At 59.1% G+C, this 16,510-nt stretch carries 15 protein-coding genes; 3 read left to right on the top strand and 12 right to left on the bottom strand.

The annotated features are described in order from the left end of the window. Positions 1-29 precede the first annotated feature (29 nt). Positions 30-650, bottom strand: coding sequence for a 23S rRNA (uridine(2552)-2'-O)-methyltransferase RlmE (gene rlmE, locus NLU14_RS04790; RefSeq protein ID WP_275705032.1), 621 nt, complete (start codon positions 648-650; stop codon positions 30-32). A 164-nt stretch (positions 651-814) separates the two neighbouring features. On the opposite strand from rlmE, the gene yhbY reads away from it, so the two are divergent. Then, a complete protein-coding gene (gene yhbY, locus NLU14_RS04785) occupies positions 815-1,126 on the top strand; it encodes a ribosome assembly RNA-binding protein YhbY (protein ID WP_275705031.1) in 312 nt (103 codons plus the stop codon). Between the two features lie 94 nt (positions 1,127-1,220). Here the strand turns inward: yhbY and greA are convergent, their stop codons facing one another. From greA to grpE, 7 genes are all read right to left on the bottom strand, one after another. Continuing rightward, positions 1,221-1,700, bottom strand: coding sequence for a transcription elongation factor GreA (greA, locus tag NLU14_RS04780; RefSeq protein WP_275705030.1), 480 nt, complete (start codon positions 1,698-1,700; stop codon positions 1,221-1,223). A 4-nt stretch (positions 1,701-1,704) separates the two neighbouring features. Continuing rightward, positions 1,705-4,920: a carbamoyl-phosphate synthase large subunit gene (gene carB / locus NLU14_RS04775; protein ID WP_275705029.1), complete on the bottom strand. Its 3,216-nt coding sequence runs from the start codon at positions 4,918-4,920 to the stop codon at positions 1,705-1,707. Further along, positions 4,920-6,044 carry a glutamine-hydrolyzing carbamoyl-phosphate synthase small subunit gene (gene carA / locus NLU14_RS04770; RefSeq protein WP_275705028.1) on the bottom strand — a complete coding sequence of 375 codons (1,125 nt, stop codon included), beginning with the start codon at positions 6,042-6,044 and terminating at the stop codon, positions 4,920-4,922. Before carA ends, carB begins: the two co-directional genes overlap by 1 nt. A 431-nt stretch (positions 6,045-6,475) precedes the next feature. Then, entirely contained in the window at positions 6,476-7,276 is an 801-nt protein-coding gene (gene dapB, locus NLU14_RS04765) for a 4-hydroxy-tetrahydrodipicolinate reductase (RefSeq protein WP_275705027.1), read from the bottom strand. 11 nt (positions 7,277-7,287) lie between these two features. Continuing rightward, a complete protein-coding gene (gene dnaJ / locus NLU14_RS04760) occupies positions 7,288-8,415 on the bottom strand; it encodes a molecular chaperone DnaJ (protein WP_275705026.1) in 1,128 nt (375 codons plus the stop codon). 78 nt (positions 8,416-8,493) lie between these two features. After that, positions 8,494-10,419, bottom strand: coding sequence for a molecular chaperone DnaK (gene dnaK / locus NLU14_RS04755; protein ID WP_275705025.1), 1,926 nt, complete (start codon positions 10,417-10,419; stop codon positions 8,494-8,496). A gap of 111 nt (positions 10,420-10,530) precedes the next feature. After that, positions 10,531-11,136, bottom strand: a complete 606-nt coding sequence (gene grpE, locus NLU14_RS04750; RefSeq protein WP_275705024.1) for a nucleotide exchange factor GrpE — start codon at positions 11,134-11,136, stop codon at positions 10,531-10,533. A 245-nt stretch (positions 11,137-11,381) separates the two neighbouring features. Here grpE and recN point away from each other — a divergent pair, with 245 nt between their 5' ends. After that, positions 11,382-13,061, top strand: coding sequence for a DNA repair protein RecN (recN, locus tag NLU14_RS04745; RefSeq protein ID WP_275705023.1), 1,680 nt, complete (start codon positions 11,382-11,384; stop codon positions 13,059-13,061). A gap of 113 nt (positions 13,062-13,174) precedes the next feature. Here recN and fur read toward each other — a convergent pair whose 3' ends face one another. Beyond that, positions 13,175-13,585, bottom strand: coding sequence for a ferric iron uptake transcriptional regulator (gene fur, locus NLU14_RS04740; protein ID WP_275705022.1), 411 nt, complete (start codon positions 13,583-13,585; stop codon positions 13,175-13,177). Between the two features lie 122 nt (positions 13,586-13,707). On the opposite strand from fur, the gene NLU14_RS04735 reads away from it, so the two are divergent. Continuing rightward, complete coding sequence (locus NLU14_RS04735) at positions 13,708-14,034, top strand: outer membrane protein assembly factor BamE (RefSeq protein WP_007153121.1); 327 nt, start codon at positions 13,708-13,710, stop codon at positions 14,032-14,034. Between the two features lie 7 nt (positions 14,035-14,041). On the opposite strand, the gene NLU14_RS04730 is transcribed toward NLU14_RS04735, so the two are convergent. The 3 genes from NLU14_RS04730 to NLU14_RS04720 form a co-directional block, all read right to left on the bottom strand. Next, on the bottom strand, positions 14,042-14,323 hold the full coding sequence (locus NLU14_RS04730) for an RnfH family protein (protein ID WP_275705021.1): 282 nt from the start codon (positions 14,321-14,323) through the stop codon (positions 14,042-14,044). Next, complete coding sequence (locus NLU14_RS04725) at positions 14,320-14,766, bottom strand: type II toxin-antitoxin system RatA family toxin (RefSeq protein ID WP_275705020.1); 447 nt, start codon at positions 14,764-14,766, stop codon at positions 14,320-14,322. The genes NLU14_RS04730 and NLU14_RS04725 overlap by 4 nt, the downstream gene beginning before the upstream one ends. Positions 14,767-14,846: 80 nt before the next feature. Then, complete coding sequence (locus NLU14_RS04720; protein WP_275705019.1) at positions 14,847-16,472, bottom strand: sodium-dependent transporter; 1,626 nt, start codon at positions 16,470-16,472, stop codon at positions 14,847-14,849. Positions 16,473-16,510: the final 38 nt, after the last annotated feature.

Here is a 16,510-nt window from a genome sequence, read left to right as displayed (position 1 = left end):
CCCATGGCCACTTCCGTCCTGCGGGCGGGTCAGCCCTTAAATCCCTTGCACACCTGATAGATCTCCCTGGATCGTGCCCGGGAGGAGTCAGGCTTCCTGCTGACAACGGTGCCAAAACTTTTACGCATCTCAGCCAGCAGGGCATCAAATCCCTCACCCTGAAACACCTTGGCGACAAACACACCACCCGGCTTCAATACCTGCTGCGCCATATCCAGCGCCAGCTCCACCAAGCCCATGGCATTGGGAATATCCACTGCCGCCATACCACTCATATTGGGTGCCATATCTGAAATTACAACGTCAGCACGGCGATCACCCAGCAAATCCAGCAATTCGTCCAGTACCGACTGCTCGGTAAAATCCCCTTGAACAAACTCCACACCCGCAATCGGACTCATCTCCAGGATATCGCTGGCGACAACCACACCCTTGTCGCCAACCCGCTCGACGGCCACCTGGGACCACCCACCCGGGGCAGCACCCAGGTCCACAACCACCTGCCCGGGCCGGAACAGCCGGTCTTTGTCATCAAGCTCAATCAACTTGTAACTGGCCCGTGAGCGATAACCGTCTTCCCGGGACTTTTTGACCCAGACGTCATCAAAATGTTCCTTCAGCCAGCGATCACTGGTTTTCGAACGGGCCAAGACCTACCTCCATAAAGCGTTACAACCACCGGCCCGATAATGCAGGTACGTGGTAACTGCCATTTCACCGGCCAGACGATCTGTTACAATCCCGCGATTATACGGAATTGGCGAGCGTTTCGCCGCTGACGTTTTATTAATCGTACCCATAAAGAGATTACATAATGAGCCTTTCGCCGGAACAGCGCCGGGAATACCGGGGCATCGCCCATAACCTGAAGCCAGTCATTATTGTCGGCGACAAGGGCCTGACAGAAGGGCTTCAGGAAGAACTCGAGCGGGCCCTAAACGACCACGAGCTGATCAAGATCAAGGTGGCCAGCCAGGACCGCGAAACCCGCCAGGAAGCAGTCGCCGCCCTGTGCGAGGCGTCAGGTGCGGAGCTGGTGCAGACCATCGGCAAAATCGCCGTCATCCTGCGCCGGGCGAAGAAGCCCAATCCCAAACTGTCCAACCTGTTGCGCCAAAAAAGCTGACGCGCGCACCCTGACGACAGCAAGCACCATGCAAAAAGCCGGCTGGGTTTCCACAGCCGGCTTTTTTATTGGCAGCATCAGCCCGGTTCGGAGCTCAGATGTGCTCTACCTGCTCAATCTCGTACTCAACGGTACCGGAGGGCACGCGCACGGCAACAACGTCACCTTCGCTCTTGCCCACCAGAGCCCGGGCAATGGGAGAGGAAATCGACAGTTTGCCTGCCTTGATATCCGCCTCGTCCTCACCAACGATCTGATAACTGACCTGCTCGTCCGTATCCACGTTGAGCAGACGTATCGTGGTGCCGAAAATCACCTTGCCGGTGTTCTCGATGGTGTTGACGTCGATCACCTGGGCCGCGGACAGTTTGCCCTCGATCTCCTGGATGCGGCCTTCGATAAAGCTCTGCTGCTCGCGGGCGGCATGGTATTCGGCGTTCTCTTTCAGGTCGCCGTGTTCACGGGCGTCGGAAATAGCCGCGATCACCCGGGGACGATCTTCGGACTTCAGTTTCTGAAGCTCCTCGCGGAGGCGGATCTCGCCCGCTTTTGTCATGGGTACTCTGTCAGCCATAGTCTTACTTTCCTGCGTGTAGATCCTGGAGACGACGAACAGTGCGTTCAGGGCCAAACTTGATGGCCCTGCAGAAGGCTTCGCCGCCCGCCAGTGTCGTTGTATAGGTTACCTTGGTCTGCAGGGCCGACTGGCGAATCTGTGCCGAGTCGGAAATCGCCTTGCGACCTTCGGTCGTGTTGATAATCAGTTGAACCTGGCCATTCTTAATGGCGTCCACAATGTGCGGGCGGCCCTCACGAACCTTGTTCACCCGGTCTACGGTGATGCCGGCTTCCTTCAGCGCCTTGGCGGTACCGGTGGTGGCGATCACCTTGAAACCGGCGTCGACCAGATCCTGCGCCACCTTGGCGGCGCCGGGCTTATCCACGTCCCGCACGGACATGAAGGCTGTGCCCTTGGCCGGCAGCCGCTCACCGGAGGCCAGGGCCGCCTTGGCGAAGGCTTCGTCGAAGCTGTCACCAATGCCCATCACCTCACCAGTGGACTTCATTTCCGGCCCCAGGATGGGGTCCACCGCCGGGAACTTGTTGAACGGGAACACCGACTCCTTAACGGAATAGTAGGTCGGTACGATTTCCCGGGTGAAGCCCTGCTCCGCCAGTGACTTACCGGCCATGCAACGGGCCGCGACCTTGGCCAGGGACACACCAATGGCCTTGGACACGAATGGCACGGTACGGGAAGCCCGGGGGTTCACCTCGATCACGTAGATCTGGCCGCCCTGCCACGCCAGTTGCACGTTCATCAGGCCGATCACGTCCAGCTCGATGGCCATCTTGCGGACGGCTTCGCGCATTTCGTCCTGCACGTCTTTGGGCAGCGTGTAAGGTGGCAGGGAGCAGGCGGAATCACCGGAGTGCACGCCGGCCTGCTCAATGTGCTGCATGATACCGCCAATCACCACGTCCTTACCGTCACTGATGGCGTCAATGTCCACCTCAATGGCGGCATTCAGGAAGTGATCCAGCAATACCGGGCTGTCGTTGGAAACCAGCACCGCATTGCGCATGTAGCGAACCAGCTCATCCTCATCGTAGACAATTTCCATGGCACGGCCACCCAGCACGTAGGACGGGCGAACCACCAGCGGGTAACCGATCTCGCGAGCCGCCAGGATACCTTCCTCGTGGCTGCGCACGGTGGCGTTTTCCGGCTGGACCAGGCCCAGGCGGCCGATCATCTGCTGGAAACGCTCCCGGTCTTCGGCGCGATCAATGGCGTCCGGGCTGGTACCGATGATGGGCACACCCGCCGCTTCCAGGCCTCGGGCCAGTTTCAGCGGCGTCTGGCCGCCGTACTGGACGATCACACCCTTGGGTTTTTCCACGTGGATGATTTCCAGCACGTCTTCCAGGGTGATCGGCTCAAAATAGAGACGGTCGGAGGTGTCGTAGTCGGTGGAGACCGTTTCCGGGTTGCAGTTGATCATGATGGTTTCATAGCCATCGTCGCGCATGGCCAGCGCAGCATGAACACAGCAGTAATCAAACTCAATGCCCTGGCCGATGCGGTTGGGGCCGCCGCCGATAACCACGATCTTCTCACGGTCGGAGGCGTCCGCCTCGCACTCTTCCTCATAGGAGGAGTACATGTAGGCAGTGGAAGAGGCGAATTCCGCGGCGCAGGTGTCCACCCGCTTGTAGACCGGGCGAATGTTCAGGTCATGGCGCAGCTTGCGCAGGCTGACTTCTGAAATGCTCAGCAGCTTGGCCAAACGGGCATCGGAGAAGCCTTTGCGCTTGAGGCGGAACAGGGTATCGCGATCAATGTCTGCCTTGCCGGCGGACTTCAGGGCGGTCTCTTCGCGGATCAGGTCCTCGATCTGAACCAGATACCAGGGGTCGACATGGGTGTTATTGAACACTTCGTCGACGGTCATGCCCGCACGGAACGCATCGCCGATGTACCACAGGCGCTCGGCGCCGGGCACGTTCAGCTCCTGGGTCAGGGTTTCCTGGCCGTCAGTGGTGCTCAGGTCCACCTTCTCTTCAAAGCCGTCGGAACCCACTTCCAGGCCGCGCATGGCTTTCTGCAGGGACTCCTGGAACGTCCGCCCGATGGCCATCACCTCACCCACGGATTTCATCTGGGTGGTCAGGCGGGCGTCGGCCTGGGGGAACTTTTCAAAGGTGAAACGCGGAATCTTGGTGACCACGTAGTCGATGCTGGGCTCGAACGAGGCCGGGGTCACGCCACCGGTGATTTCGTTGCGCAGCTCATCGAGGGTGTAACCCACCGCCAGCTTGGCTGCCACCTTGGCAATCGGGAAGCCGGTGGCCTTGGAGGCCAGGGCCGAGGAGCGGGACACCCGCGGGTTCATCTCGATGACGACCATGCGGCCGGTATCCGGGTTTACGCCAAACTGTACGTTGGAGCCGCCGGTTTCCACGCCGATCTCACGCAGCACCGCCAGTGAGGCATTCCGCATGATCTGGTATTCCTTGTCCGTCAGCGTCTGCGCCGGCGCCACGGTGATTGAGTCACCGGTGTGCACGCCCATCGCGTCAAAGTTCTCGATGGCGCAGACGATGATGCAGTTGTCGTTCTTGTCGCGGACAACTTCCATCTCATACTCTTTCCAGCCGATCAGGGATTCGTCGATCAGCAGCTCATTCGTCGGCGACAGGTCCAGGCCACGGGTACAGATTTCCTCAAACTCGTCGCGGTTGTAGGCAATACCGCCCCCGGAGCCACCCATGGTGAACGACGGCCGGATGATGCACGGGAAGCCGATGTCATCGGCCACTTCCCAGGCTTCCGCCATGGAGTGGGCGATGGTGGCGCGCGGGCACTCCAGGCCGATTTTCCTCATGGCCTTATCGAAACGGTCGCGGTCTTCGGCCTTGTCGATGGTGTCGGCGTTGGCGCCAATCATTTCCACGCCGTGCTCCGCCAGTACGCCGTGCTTTTCAAGGTCCAGCGCGCAGTTCAGGGCCGTCTGGCCACCCATGGTGGGCAGCAGTGCGTCCGGCTGCTCTTTCTCAATGATCTTGGCGACGGTTTTCCAGGTGATGGGCTCAATGTAGGTGGCATCCGCCATCACCGGGTCGGTCATGATGGTGGCCGGGTTGGAGTTCACCAGGATAACCCGGTAGCCCTCTTCCCGCAGGGCCTTGCAAGCCTGGGCTCCGGAGTAGTCGAACTCGCAGGCCTGCCCGATCACGATGGGGCCGGCGCCCAGGATCAGAATGCTTTTAATGTCGGTACGCTTTGGCATCAACGTGCCTCCATCAGGCGGATAAATTCATCAAACAGCGGCGCCACATCGTGGGGGCCGGGGCTGGCTTCCGGATGGCCCTGGAAGCTGAAGGCCGGCTTGTCGGTGCGGCGAATCCCCTGCAGGGAGCCGTCGAACAGGGATTTGTGGGTGGCCCGCAGATTGTCCGGCAGGCTGGTCTCATCCACCGCAAAGCCGTGGTTCTGGCTGGTGATCATTACGGTACCGTCGGCGATGTTCTGTACCGGGTGGTTGGCACCGTGGTGGCCATGCCCCATCTTGATGGATTTGGCACCACTGGCCAGGGCCAGTAACTGGTGGCCAAGGCAGATGCCGAACACCGGAATGTCGGTTTCCAGTACTTCGCGGATGGCGTTGATGGCGTAGTCGCAGGGCTCCGGGTCGCCAGGGCCATTGGACAGGAAAATGCCATCAGGATTCATCGCCAGCACTTCAGACGCCGGCGTCTGGGCCGGCACCACGGTAATGTCGCAGCCCCGGCCTGCCAGCATACGCAGGATGTTGAGCTTTACGCCGTAGTCCCAGGCGACGACCTTGAACTTCGATTCAGTGCGCTCGCCGTAGCCGCTTTCGATGTTCCACTCGCTCTGGCTCCAGGTCCAGGTTTTTGCCGAGGTTACTTCTTTCGCCAGGTCCATGCCCTTCAGCCCGGGGAAAGCGTTGGCCAGTTCCAGCGCGCGCTCAGCGGTGGCGTCCGCGCCGGCAACCACCGCGCCGTTCTGGGAGCCCTTGTCCCGCAGGATGCGGGTGAGGCGGCGGGTGTCGATGTCGGCAATGCCCACGATGTTGTTGGCGCGCAGGTAGTCCTGCAGCGAGCCGGTACTGCGCCAGTTGCTCACCAGCAAAGGCAGGTCGCGGATAATCAGGCCGGCGACCTGGACGCGATCTGACTCGATGTCTTCTTCGTTCACACCGGTGTTGCCGATGTGGGGGTAGGTGAGGGTTACAATCTGGCGGGAGTAGGACGGGTCGGTCAGGATTTCCTGGTAACCGGTCATGGCGGTGTTGAACACTACTTCGCCGCTGGTTTCCCCTTCAGCGCCAATGGCGGTGCCGTAAAACAGGCTTCCGTCTGCGAGTGCAAGGATGGCTGGTGTACTCAAGGCTTGTATCCTCATCGAGTGGCGTACAGGTTCGTCACGAACAGGAACGCAAGCGCAAATTCAGGTCGCAAAAAAGCGAGAGGGAGTTGAACTCCGTCCCGCTTTTTCTATAGAGCGTTGTCAAAGCTACGCTTGGTGCAGTTAAACCGCCTTATTGTAAGAAATATGGGGCTTTGTGTCCATGCGAAATCTCGCTTGTCGCTACATGCAGCACCGGCTATTGGCTGGGGCACCTTCCCCGGGAAACGCCACAAGCACATCCATGTGCGCTTGACTTCGGCCGTCCCTGGCCGAAGACATTCCCGGGCAAGGCACCCCAGCCAACAGCCTCAGAGTTCGCCTGCAACTAACGTAGGTCGGAGTCCAGCCACCGTAGGTCGGATTAGAGGCGCCAGCCTCGTAATCCGACAACCCAGCTCAAACCAACCCCCCTACTTCAACCCCAACACATCCTGCATGTCGTAGAGCCCGGCAGGCTTGCCATCCAACCACAAAGCCGCCCGCATCGCCCCCTTGGCAAACGTCATCCGACTGCTCGCCTTATGGGTGATTTCAATACGCTCGCCTTCTGTGGCGAACATCACGGTGTGGTCACCCACCACATCGCCAGCACGGATGGTTTCAAAACCAATTTCCTTGCGGGTGCGTTCGCCGGTAAAGCCTTCCCGGCCGTAGACGGCGCATTCCTTGAGGTCGCGGCCGAGGGCGTCGGCGACGACTTCGCCCATGCGCAGGGCGGTGCCGGAGGGGGCGTCTTTTTTGTGGCGGTGGTGGGCTTCGATGATTTCCACATCATAGTCGTCACCCAGCGCCGCGGCGGCGGTGCGCAGCAGGTTGAGGGTGACGTTGACGCCCACGCTCATGTTGGGGGCAACCACTATGGGCGTTTTTTCAGCAGCGAGGGCAAGCTGTTCTTTTTCGGCGTCGGTCATGCCGGTGGTGCCGATAACAATCATCTTGCCGTTGGTTCTGCAGAACTCGGTGTTTTCCAGGGTCAGGTCCGGGAAGGTGAAGTCGATGAGTACGTCGAACTCGTCCTTCACGTCGGCCAGGCTGCCGGCCATTTTGATGCCGGTTTTGCCGATGCCGGTCATTTCACCGGCGTCGGCGCCGATGAGGCTGCTGCCTGGCTCGACAATGGCAGCGCCAAGCTCGAGGCCCTCGGTACCGTCAACGGCTTCGATCAGCACTTTTCCCATGCGCCCTGCGGCGCCGATGATTGCTACCCTCATCTCGTCTGCCCTCAGAATTTCATTTCGTCGAAGAAGCTTTTCACGCCTTCAAACCAGGAGGTTTTTTTCGGGCCGTGCTGGTTGCCGCCGCCACTGTCCAGTGTCTGCTGGAATTCTTCCAGGAGTTCTTTCTGGCGTTTGGTGAGATTGACGGGGGTTTCCACCGCAACGCGGCACAGCAGATCACCGGAGGGACCACCACGAACAGGGCTGACACCCTTGTTACGCAGGCGGAACAGCTTGCCGGTCTGTGTCTCCGGTGGAATTTTCAGTTTCACGCGGCCGTCGAGTGTGGGTACTTCAAGCTCGCCGCCAAGTGCGGCATCCACAATGCTGATGGGCACTTCGCAGTAGAGATTGCGACCGTCACGGGTAAAGATGGAGTGCTCACGAACGGCAATCTGTACATACAGATCGCCGGAAGGCCCGCCTTCGACACCCATCTCGCCCTCGCCGGAGAGGCGAATGCGGTCACCAGTGTCTACGCCGGGAGGCACTTTAACGGACAGTGTTTTCTCTTCCTGTACGCGGCCGGCACCGTGGCATTTTTTGCATGGGTTCTTGATGATCTTGCCGGAGCCACGACAGGTCGGGCAGGCCTGCTGCACGGTGAAGAAACCCTGCTGCATCCGCACCTGACCCATGCCGTTGCAGGTGCCACAGGCTTCCGGACGGGAACCCTTCTCGGCACCGGTGCCGTCGCAGGTATTACATTCGGTATGACCGGGAATACGGATCTGGACGGTTTTACCTTTTACGGCTTCTTCCAGGTCCAGCTCCAGAGTGTAGCGGAGGTCGGCGCCGCGAGTGGTACGGCCGCGGCCGCCACCGCCGAAGATATCGCCGAACACATCGCCGAAGATGTCGGAGAAGCTGGCACCGCCACCGCCTCCGAATCCGCCGCCGGCAGACCCATCAACGCCAGCGTGGCCAAACTGGTCGTAGGCCGCGCGCTTGGAAGAATCAGACAGTATTTCATAAGCTTCGCTGGCTTCCTTGAACTTATGATCGGCGTCCTCATCATCCGGATTACGGTCAGGATGGTACTTCATTGCAAGCTTGCGGTAGGCTCGCTTGATCTCTTTTTCATCCGCTTCCCGGGACACCCCGAGAATCTCGTAATAATCGCGTTTGGCCATGCTCTAAAACCCTGTTGGTAAAACGAGGAAAACGCGGGAGAGCTCCCGCGTTTTCCAACTGCCTGAAGTACTTCAGATTTATCGCTTGTCGTCGTCTTTGACTTCTTCAAACTCGGCATCAACGGCGTCATCACCAGTACCGGACTTGGCGTTTTCTTCGCCACCGGCCTGCTGCCCCTGTTCTGCCTGATCCGCGTACATCTTCTGGGCCATTTCGGAAGACGCTTCTGTCAGTTTCTGGGTCTTGGCCTCAATCTCGTCCTTGTCGGAACCGGCCAGTGCTTCCTCAAGCTCCTTGATCGAAGCCTCAATGGACTCCTTCTCGCTGTCGCTTACCTTGTCACCGGCATCCTTCAGGGTCTTGCGAACGGTGTGAACCATCGCGTCGCCCTGGTTACGGGCCTGGACCAGTTCCTCGAACTTGCGGTCCTCGTCGGCATTGGCCTCGGCATCACGGACCATCTTCTCGATTTCATCGTCGTTCAGGCCTGAAGAAGCCTTGATTACGATGGACTGCTCCTTGCCAGTAGCCTTGTCTTTGGCAGACACGTTCAGGATACCGTTGGCATCGATATCGAAGGTAACCTCGATCTGCGGCGTGCCACGCGGTGCCGGCGGGATGTCGGCAAGGTCGAAACGACCCAGTGACTTGTTCTGTGCCGCCTGCTTGCGCTCACCCTGGACCACGTGAATGGTCACGGCAGTCTGGTTATCCTCGGCTGTCGAGAACGTCTGCGACTTCTTGGTCGGGATCGTGGTGTTCTTCTCGATCAGCGATGTGGCCACACCACCCATGGTTTCGATGCCCAGGGTCAGCGGTGTTACGTCCAGCAGAAGAACGTCTTTCACATCACCGGAAAGCACGGCCGCCTGGATGGCAGCACCCATGGCTACGGCTTCGTCCGGGTTCACATCCTTGCGCGCTTCCTTACCGAAGAAGTTCTTGACCTTCTCCTGAACCAGCGGCATGCGGGTCTGGCCACCGACAAGGATCACCTCGTCGATTTCACCGATCTTGGCACCGGAATCTTCCAGCGCGGTGCGGCACGGCGCAAGGCTGCGTTCAATCAGGTCTTCTACCAGCGACTCCAGCTTGGCACGGGTCACTTTCACGTTCATGTGCTTGGGACCGCTGGCATCCGCCGTTACGTACGGCAGGTTGACGTCGGTCTGCTGGCTGCTGGACAGCTCGATCTTGGCCTTCTCGGCAGCTTCTTTCAGGCGCTGCATGGCCAGTGAGTCGCCGCGCAGGTCGATACCGCTGTCCTTCTTGAACTGATCGGCCAGGTATTCGATCAGCTTCATGTCGAAGTCTTCACCACCCAGGAAGGTGTCGCCGTTGGTGGCCAGTACTTCAAACTGGTGCTCACCGTCCACATCGGCAATCTCGATGATGGAAATATCGAAGGTACCACCACCCAGGTCGTACACGGCCACGGTGCGGTCGCCGCTCTTCCTGTCCAGGCCGTAGGCCAGGGCAGCCGCCGTCGGCTCGTTGATGATGCGCTTCACATCCAGGCCGGCGATCTTGCCTGCGTCTTTAGTGGCCTGGCGCTGGCTGTCGTTGAAGTAAGCCGGCACGGTGATAACAGCCTCGGTCACTTTCTCGCCCAGGTAGTCTTCGGCGGTCTTCTTCATCTTCTTGATGATTTCCGCGGATACCTGCGGCGGTGCCATCTTCTCACCCTTCACCTCTACCCACGCATCACCGTTGTCGGCCTTGGCGATCTTGTAGGGCACCATCTTGATGTCCTTCTGGACCACGTCGTCTTCGAAACGACGACCGATCAGGCGCTTGATGGCGTACAGGGTGTTGTTCGGATTGGTGACCGCCTGACGCTTGGCGGACTGGCCGACCAGCGTTTCGCCGTCTTCGGTGTAGGCGACAATAGACGGGGTGGTGCGATCACCTTCGGCGTTTTCAATAACCTTGACCTTGTCACCATCCATGATGGCTACACAGGAGTTTGTGGTTCCCAGGTCGATACCAATGATCTTACTCATGCAAATACTCCAATTCGGTTGTTCAATTCAGTTCCGGCTATGTCCAGAGCTTTTCCGGGAAACCCGGTGCGCCGCCTGTTTACTGGCTATATTGGCGCGTTAATCTGCTTTTCAAGCCTGTTCGTCGATTTTTGGTGCATCCTCGGCTTTGGCAACCACTACCATCGCGGGACGAACCAGGCGCTCGTTCAGTGTGTAGCCCTTCTGGACCACAGCCACAACGCTGTTGGGCTCGGCATCAGGCGCCGGCACCATCGACATGGCCTCGTGCAGTTGGGGATCGAACGGCTCACCCACCGGGTTAAGCTGCACGACGTTGAACTTGGCGAGGCTGTTCATGAACAGGTTCAGGGTCATCTCGACCCCTTCACGTATCGAAGCCACCAGTTCGCCGGCGTCTTCATGCCCTTCGGTACTCTCAACCGCCTTCTCAAGGCTATCCGCTACCGGCAGGAGTTCCTTCACAAACTTCTCCAGCGCAAACTTGTGGGCCTTTTCCACATCGATCTCGGCGCGACGGCGAACATTCTGCATCTCCGCCTTGGAGCGCAACATCTGCTCCTGGAACTCCTGAGCCTGCGCCTTCAGAGCCTCGATTTCGCCTTCCGGGGTATTGTCAGAGCCTTCTTCGCCAGCCCCTTCCTCTTCCGGAACTTCTTCCGCGGCGTCTCTCAGCTCTTCTTCAACCTGTTCGTTACGATTTTCGTCAGCGCTCATGACTACTCCTGCTTGATCGTCGGCGGCCAGACGACCGGCCGGTTATCTATGGTTCCCGGCCGCCGTGGACCGGGTAAAACGTGTTTGCGAACGGATATGGGGCCCGTATCGGATGTTTCAACCGTTGAGAGCCTTATTCATTCACAAATTCATCCTCAGATGTTTGCAAACCAGAAAAACCCTGTATATATTCACAGTCACTGTATGTAATCACAGTATTCAGGAATCGAGCGGAGGAATTCTGCATGCTCACACAGCTCACCGTTTCCAATTACGCCATTGCCGAGCGGGTTGAACTGCAATTCGGCAAGGGCATGACGGCACTCACCGGGGAAACCGGTGCCGGCAAATCCATTGTCCTGGATGCCCTTGGCCTCGCCATGGGCGGTCGCGCCGACGCCGGTGCCGTCCGCCATGGCGCCAAGCGGGCCGACATCACTGCAACCTTCGATGTGTCCCGCATTGCCGAGGCCCGGCAATGGCTGGAAGACCATGAGCTGGATGACGACAACGAATGCATCCTCCGCCGCGTGATCAGCAAGGATGGCCGCTCTCGCGCCTATATCAACGGCCAGCCCTGCCCCCTCGCCCACCTGAAGGACCTGGGCAGCGCCCTGATGGACATCCACAGCCAGCATCAGCACCAATCACTGCTGCGCAAGGAAACCCATCGCAAATTGCTGGACGAGTTTGCCGGTGTGGAAACACTGGGTGAACAGACCCGGGAGGCCTGGAAAATCTGGCACAAGACCCGCCAGCGGCTGACCGAGCGCCAACAGAATGCGGATGAGGCTGAGGCCCGCCTGCAACTGCTGCGCTACCAGGTGGAAGAGCTGGACCGGCTGGCGCTGGAAGAGGGCGAACAGGCGGAACTGGAGAAAGAGCAGGAACAGCTCAGCCATGCGGATACCGTTCTGCATAACAGCCACCAGGCCAACCTGCTGTGCACGGAAGATGACGGCAGCGCAGCAGCACTGGTGCGTCAGGCGTTGCAGCAGCTGGAACAACTGCCCGTGGGAGTACCGGCGCTGGCAGAAACCATCCAGATGCTCAACGAAGCCCAGATCCAGATCACCGAGGCCGGCGACAACCTGCGCCACTTCGTCGAAGATTACGATGCGGACCCGGCCAGGCTGGCCGAGGTGGAAGAACGCCTGAGCGCCATTTACCAGATGGCCCGCAAACACCGAATAACTCCGGAAGCCCTGTCTGAATTCCACCAGGCCCTGAGTGCCGAGCTGGCCTCACTGGACGACGGCGAAGGCAGTGTTGAAAAGCTGGAAGCTGAACTGGAAGAACAACGGGCCCGGTTTAACGAGCTGGCCTCCGGGCTGTCAGAAGCCCGCCAACAGGCAGCGGCCAACCTGGACCAACGGATCGCGGAAGAGCTGGCGCAGCTGAGCATGCCAGCCGTTCAGTTTGTCACCCACCTGAACCGCAACAAGGGCGACGAGCCGGCACCCCATGGCCTGGAAGACATAGAGTTCCTGGTCAGCGCCAACCCCGGGCAGCCGGCACGGCCATTGGCGAAAGTGGCATCAGGCGGTGAACTCTCACGCATCAGCCTGGCTATCCAGGTTGTGGTTGCCCAAACCTCCACCACACCGACCCTCGTCTTTGACGAAGTAGACGTAGGCATCGGCGGCGGAACTGCTGAAGTGGTTGGTCGCTTGCTGAGGAGTCTGGGCAACAACGGGCAAGTTCTGTGCGTGACGCACCTGGCCCAGGTGGCGGCACAGTGCCATCAGCACCTGTTCGTCAGCAAGTTTACGGAAGCAGATGCTACCTACTCGAAGATAGAGTCACTGGACGACAACGGCAGGGTCAGCGAAGTGGCACGGATGCTCGGCGGGGTGGATATGACCGAACACACCATTGCCCATGCCCACGAAATGTTCACCAAGGGCCAGGCAACGCACCACTGACGAATTGAAAGGCTAAGCGTATTCCCCTCTCGATCCTGAGAGTTGTTGGGGCGGGCTAAACACCCGCCCCCTTTTTTTCTCTTCGATTCCCGGCCTTAACAAGCCCCCAATATTCAGGATTTGATGGGTTTGACGTAGAGAATCAGGCTGTGGTCCACAATTTCGTAACCGCGCTCTTTCGCGATTTTCTGCTGCCGCTCTTCGATAACGTCGTCAACGAATTCGATCACTTCACCGGTCTGGGTACAGACCATGTGGTCGTGATGATCGTCGCCGGCCATTTCGAACACAGCGTGCCCGCCTTCAAAATTGTGGCGCAGAACCAGGCCAGCTGCCTCAAACTGGGTCAGCACCCGGTACACAGTTGCCAGGCCCACGTCATCACCCTGTTCGAGGAGCTTTTTGTACACATCCTCAGCACTGAGGTGATGCTCCTCGGAATTCTCCAGGATATTGAAGATCTTCACTCTCGGCAGAGTAACTTTAAGACCGACTTTTCGTAATTCGGTGTTTTCGGATGACATGTTACGATTCACTCTTTGGTGTGCCTCACGGCTTCCGGTATGATGAAGCCGCATGTTAACGGTCAGACCGTGTCACACCTGCCCCTGGCAGGCGATTTCAAGATAGAGGATTTCCCCCGGCGATGCAAAAGCTCACAGCTCTCATTCTAACTCTCATCATGGCTGGCTGTGTTTTCCCAGGCGTATACAAGATCAACGTACAGCAGGGAAACATACTGACCGACGAAGAGCTGACTTCACTGGCCGAGGGTATGTCCCGCAGCCAGGTCCATTCCCTGCTGGGAACACCCTTGATGACAAACCCCGCAGATCCTTCCCGGGAGTACTACGTGTACACCTTCCAGCGCAGCGGTGGTGACATCAAGGAGCAACGGGTCATCGTTTACTATGATAACGACCAGTACTCACATTACGAAGCCCAATTGCTGGAAGAAACCCCCGCCTACTGAGCCGACATCAGCCCTTCTTCTTTGCCCGGTTGAGCCGGGCCTGCTTCGGGTCGATCTTCAGCGGCCGGTATATCTCAACCCGGTCGCCGTCCCTCAGCTCATGGTCTGAAGGGTTCTTGATCACCTTGCCGAAGATCCCCATGTCGTCGTTTTCCGGGTCCACCTCCGGAAACACAGCAGCAATGCCAGAGCGCTTCACAGCCTCGACAGCGGTGGTACCCTCATCCACATCCAGGCTGATGATTTCCTGCCTGTCCGGCCGGGCAAAAGCAACCTCCACACGGATCATGGGGTACCTCCGAGATACACCTGGTCCGCACGGCGGCAGAAAGCATCCACCATGGTTGTCGCCGCCTGGTTGAACACTGGCCCGAACGTCATCCTCGACAGCGATCCGGAGAACTCGAACTCCAACGTGAGCACCACTTTGCAGGCATGGTCATCCAGTGGTTTAAAGTGCCAGCGGCCAGTGAGATTACGGAAGGGCCCGTCCACCAGGCTCATTTCAATGGTGTGCGGCAGGTACAACTGGTTGCGTGTTGTCAGCCGGTGCCTGATACCGCCCTTGGCGATATCCATGGACGCCATGATTTCACTGTCTGTCTGTTCATGTATTTCGGTGTCGGCGCACCAGGGAAGAAAATCGGGATATCTGGCAACATCATTGACCAGGTGAAACATGCGTTCCGCGGAGTGCATGACCAGCGCAGTTTTATCGATCTGATGGGGCATTGGAACCGGATGTCCTGATTACAAACTCACTTGAATATAAAGCCCTGTTACGGGCGGCACCCTCACGAAGGCCAACAATGTCAGACACTATGATAAAGGATATCGTCGTTATTGGGGTCATTTTCCTGCCCCTCCTGACCATTCTCCCCGCTTTCCCCGCTTTCCCCGCTTTCCCCGCTCGGTCTCGCTTCAGGCGCTTCTTCAACGTCTGGCTCATCGGCCGCGCCATGCCCATCTCCTGAACTGGATGCCTCTGGCGCAACCAATTCAGGCGCCAGCACTTCCGAATGCCCGCACCAGAAGGCGTTACTGCCGTTATCACACAGTGCCACCAGGGATGTAGCCGTGTACTGAAGGCCGATATAGGTCACCACCAACGGGAGAACCAGCCGCATCACCCAGAACCAGATCCGGCCAAACAGCCGCGGTGCTTTACCCAGCATGGTAAAGGTCAGGTTGCGGGTAAGGCACCAGCCGGCAAATACTGAAATCAGAATACTCACCAGCGGAATCATCAGCCCACCGGTAATCAGCTCCAGCCAACGGAACAGTGTGCCGCCAGCGAAGCGCTCCTCGGCCCAGAGATTGAACGACAACAACGAACCGAGCCCCGCCAGCCAGACCGCGCAGCCCATCAGGAACGCCGACCAGCCCCTCGGCGCGCCCGTCCACTCCCGGAACCAGCCAACCACCGGTTCCAGCAGCGAGAGCGACGTCGTCCACACGATCATGACGATCACCAGAAACACAGCGGCAATCAGAAACTGGCTCCCCGGGAACTCCGACAGCGCCACCGGCAGGGACAGGAACAGCAACCCGAACCCGCGCTCCCCTTCCATGGAGTGACCGCCGGGAGCCAACGAATAGATCGCCAGCCCGGCAGCGATGGCAATCAGGGTATCCATCAGCACCACAGCCAGAACCGAACGCTTCAGGCGGGTACCCGCCGGCGTATAGGCCCCGAACAGTGTCCACACCCCCATACCAAGGCCGAGGGTGAAAAATGCATGGAACAGGGCGGCGCGCAGGCTGCCCAGGGTAACGTCGGCCGGATGGAAGCTCAGCATGAAATCCGACGCGCTACGGAATTCACCACCCCAGGCCGCCAGGCCACAAAGCATCAGCAGAATCAGTATCATTGCCGGCGCCACTACCCGCACCGCCCGTTCGACGCCGTCAACCACGCCCTGCATCGACACCCACACCACCAGCACCATAAAGAAGCCGTGCCAGCCCATGAATACCCGGTAGTCGCCCGGGTCCGACACCAGCGCGGAGAGAATGCCCGCCGCCTCGGTTTCTTCAGCCCCGATAAACCGCCCCATGGCACCGTAGAACACATAGGCCAGCGCGATGGCACCGAAAACAGCGGTAAAGGACAGCACCAGAAACGCCGCCAGAACACCCAGCCGGCCGGCCCAGATCCAGCCGCGGGAGCACCCTGCACGGCGAACATAACCGTCCATCGCCAGCACCAGACCGTGCCGGGCGTACCGCCCCATGGCGGATTCCGTGACCATCAATGGCAGGGTAACCAGCAGCAGGCAGACCAGGTACAGGAGAATAAACAGCCCACCACCGTGCTTGCCGGCCAGATAGGGAAACTGCCACACATTCGCCAGGCCGAAGGTTGCCCCCGTCGCGGCCCAGAAGAAAGTGGTTGGCCGGGTCCACGACCCGATTGGTGTTTCGTATGGTGTAGGCATTCCGTTCCCTGACGACATCTGAGCGCACATTGTAGCGG

Source organism: Marinobacter iranensis (genome assembly GCF_029207565.1).
In the GTDB taxonomy this organism is placed as follows: Bacteria; Pseudomonadota; Gammaproteobacteria; order Pseudomonadales; family Oleiphilaceae; genus Marinobacter; species Marinobacter iranensis.
Note: the sequence above shows the minus strand (reverse complement) of the source record. Positions and strands in the feature narration are given on the sequence as shown.

What these genes read in the sequence shown, in the direction of transcription:
- fur (WP_275705022.1), bottom strand. Translation starts at nt 13,585, where the DNA reads ATGTCATCCGAAAACACCGAATTACGAAAAGTCGGTCTTAAAGTTACT.
- carB (WP_275705029.1), bottom strand. Translation starts at nt 4,920, where the DNA reads ATGCCAAAGCGTACCGACATTAAAAGCATTCTGATCCTGGGCGCCGGC.
- NLU14_RS04735 (WP_007153121.1), top strand. Translation starts at nt 13,708, where the DNA reads ATGCAAAAGCTCACAGCTCTCATTCTAACTCTCATCATGGCTGGCTGT.
- dapB (WP_275705027.1), bottom strand. Translation starts at nt 7,276, where the DNA reads ATGAGGGTAGCAATCATCGGCGCCGCAGGGCGCATGGGAAAAGTGCTG.
- yhbY (WP_275705031.1), top strand. Translation starts at nt 815, where the DNA reads ATGAGCCTTTCGCCGGAACAGCGCCGGGAATACCGGGGCATCGCCCAT.
- NLU14_RS04730 (WP_275705021.1), bottom strand. Translation starts at nt 14,323, where the DNA reads ATGATCCGTGTGGAGGTTGCTTTTGCCCGGCCGGACAGGCAGGAAATC.
- dnaK (WP_275705025.1), bottom strand. Translation starts at nt 10,419, where the DNA reads ATGAGTAAGATCATTGGTATCGACCTGGGAACCACAAACTCCTGTGTA.
- NLU14_RS04725 (WP_275705020.1), bottom strand. Translation starts at nt 14,766, where the DNA reads ATGCCCCATCAGATCGATAAAACTGCGCTGGTCATGCACTCCGCGGAA.
- greA (WP_275705030.1), bottom strand. Translation starts at nt 1,700, where the DNA reads ATGGCTGACAGAGTACCCATGACAAAAGCGGGCGAGATCCGCCTCCGC.
- dnaJ (WP_275705026.1), bottom strand. Translation starts at nt 8,415, where the DNA reads ATGGCCAAACGCGATTATTACGAGATTCTCGGGGTGTCCCGGGAAGCG.
- NLU14_RS04720 (WP_275705019.1), bottom strand. Translation starts at nt 16,472, where the DNA reads ATGCCTACACCATACGAAACACCAATCGGGTCGTGGACCCGGCCAACC.
- recN (WP_275705023.1), top strand. Translation starts at nt 11,382, where the DNA reads ATGCTCACACAGCTCACCGTTTCCAATTACGCCATTGCCGAGCGGGTT.
- grpE (WP_275705024.1), bottom strand. Translation starts at nt 11,136, where the DNA reads ATGAGCGCTGACGAAAATCGTAACGAACAGGTTGAAGAAGAGCTGAGA.